Genomic DNA, 2,511 nt, shown 5'->3' with positions numbered 1-2,511 from the left:
CATCGTCGCGCAAACCGCCAAACCCCGACACCAACGCCGTCCAGGCTCCAGCCAACGCCGCCAGGTGCAGGCCGTCGCGGGTGTTGTGGTTGAGGTCGCGAAGATCGAGCAACGCCGCCTCATCGGTGTAGTCGTGGGCCAGCTCGAGGTGACCGACCTCGGCGCACAGCACCGCCTGCGTGGCCGCCGACAGCGACGAATCGCGCGCCGTGCGCCGCTCGTAGTAGTCGACGTTGCGGGCCTTCTGCTCGATGGAAAACGCGTGGCTAAGCCAATGCATCGCCAACACCAGATCGGCCTGCTTCACCACCTGTGACGGGTACAGCCGCACGTAGGGCTCGTGTAGCAGCAGCGGATAGGCCGTGTCTGCGGTGAAGTTGAACTCCGGCAATGTGGTGAACCCCGCACACTGCTCGTGCACACCCAGTTCCTCGTCGTAGGGCACGTACACCGCGTCGGCGGCATCCCGCCACGCCGCAGTCTCCTGGGAGGTTACGCCCATCGCGCCTGCCGCCTCGGGATGCCGCCCGCATGCATCGGCCGCGGTGCGCAGGTTGTGTGCGGCCATCAGGTTGGTGAACAGGTTGTCGCGCACCATTGCCGTGTACTCATCGGGGCCGGTGACCCCGCTGAGATGCCATACCCCGTAGTGGTCGTGATTCCCCAATGCCCGCCACAGTCGGGCGGTCTCGACGAGCACCTCCAGTCCGCACTCGGCTTCCAGCGACTCGTCGCCAGTCACGATGCGGTAGCGCTCGAAGGCCATCGCTATGTCGGCGTTGACGTGCCAGGCCGCCGTGCCGGCCGGCCAGTACCCCGAGCACTCTTGCCCGTCGATGGTGCGCCATGGAAAGCTCGCCCCTGTCAGCCCGAGCTCTGCCGCCCGCTGGCGCGCCATATCCAGAATTGAGGCCCGCCACCGCAGCGCGTCGGCGGCGGCGGCATACGCCGCGGTATAGGTGAGCACGGGAAGCACGTACCCCTCGGTGTCCCAGAATGCGTGCCCGTCATAGCCGTCGCCAGTCAGGCCCTTCGCCGGGATCGCCCGCCGCTCGGCGCGCGCGCTGGCCTGAAGCAAGTGAAACAGTCCGAAGCGCACCGCCTGCTGGCACTGCGGGTCGCCCTCGACCTCGACGTCTGCGCTGTCCCAAAAGTCGTCAAGACAGGCCCGCTGCGCCTGGCACAGCCCCTGCCATCCGGTAAAGCGGGCCTGGGCCACCGCGCCGGCGACATCGTCGACCAGCGCGGTCGACGACCGCAGGCTCGACCAGCCATAGCCCAGATACTTCACGATGCGTAGGTGCTCGCCCGGCTGCAAGTCACAGATCACGAGGGTGCGCGCCCAGTCGGCGCCAACGTCGCTGACCACTTCGACCCGCCCGGGCGCCACCACCTCATGAGACATCGCCGCAACGATGGTCAACCCGCTCGCCCGCGTCCGGTGCACCAGCACTGCGCCCCGCTCGGATTTCTCGTGGCCCACCGGCTCTAGCGGCTTGTCCAACGCCGCCGCGACTCGCGGGTCCGCCGGCGGCGCCGGCTGATCCTCGTTGGCCACCAGCTCGGATTGCACGGTGATAAGCATGGATTCGTCAAGCGCCTCCACGTCGTATTCGATGGCGGCCACGCTGCGCTGCGTCAGCGACACCAGCCGGGTCGATGTCACCCTGACCTGCTTGCCCCTCGGGGAGCGCCACCGCGCCAGCCGGGCAAGCGTGCCCGCGCGCATATCCAAAACCCTTTGGTGCTCGGCCAATTCACCGGTGCGCACGTCAAGCGGTTCGTCATCGACGAGCAATCGGATGATTTTGCCGTTGGTGACGTCGATGAGAGACTGACCGTCTTCGGGATAGCCGTAGCCGGCCTCGGCGTAGGGCAACGGCCGTGTCTCGTAGAAGCCGTTCAAATATGTGCCCGCAAGGCCGAACGGCTCGCCCTCGTCGAGGTTGCCGCGCAACCCAATATGGCCGTTGGATAGCGCGAACAACGACTCCGCCTGAGCCAGCAAGCTCATGTCCAGCTCGGTTTCACGAAGGTGCCACGGCTCGACTGGGAACGTCTCGTCGGTGATCATCTGGTGGGCTGTTTAGGCGACCGCGGACGTCTGGGCGTCGATCCGGCCCACCAGCTCGTTCCAGGCATCGACGAAGGACTTGGCCCCGTCGCGCTGCAGTTGCGTCGCGAGCTCGCCCAGATCGACGCCCGCTTCGGTGAACCGCGCGAGCAGCGCATCGGCGTCGCCGCCGTCGGGCGGCAGCGGGTCCCCTACCTCGCCGTGGTCGAAGAAGGCCTTAAGGGTGGCGTCGGGCATGGTGTTGATGGTGAACGGAGCGGCCAGCCCGTGCACGTATAGGGTGTCGGGGGCGGCCGGGTCCTTGGTGCTGGTGCTGGCCCACAGCAGCCGCTGCATTCGGGCCCCGACGTTCTCCAGCCGCTGGAACCGGTCGGAGTCCATCAGTTGCCGGTAGGCGCGGTAGACGTCGAGGCCCACCGCAAGGGCCAGCTTGCCTT

2 protein-coding genes are annotated in these 2,511 nt (G+C 67.3%); both read right to left on the bottom strand.

Going from position 1 to position 2,511, the window contains the following annotated elements; translation table 11 throughout:
* On the bottom strand, nucleotides 1–2,074 hold a 2,074-nt coding region (locus tag ACLP4W_RS20300), incomplete at its 3' end, for a glycoside hydrolase family 65 protein (protein ID WP_442389005.1).
* A gap of 12 nt (nucleotides 2,075–2,086) precedes the next feature.
* Nucleotides 2,087–2,511: transaldolase family protein (locus ACLP4W_RS20295; protein ID WP_442389004.1), on the bottom strand; the 425-nt coding region annotated here is incomplete at its 5' end.

The organism is Mycobacterium sp. (assembly GCF_052145595.1).
Lineage (GTDB): Bacteria > Actinomycetota > Actinomycetes > Mycobacteriales > Mycobacteriaceae > Mycobacterium.
This window is presented reverse-complemented; position numbering and strand designations above follow the sequence as displayed.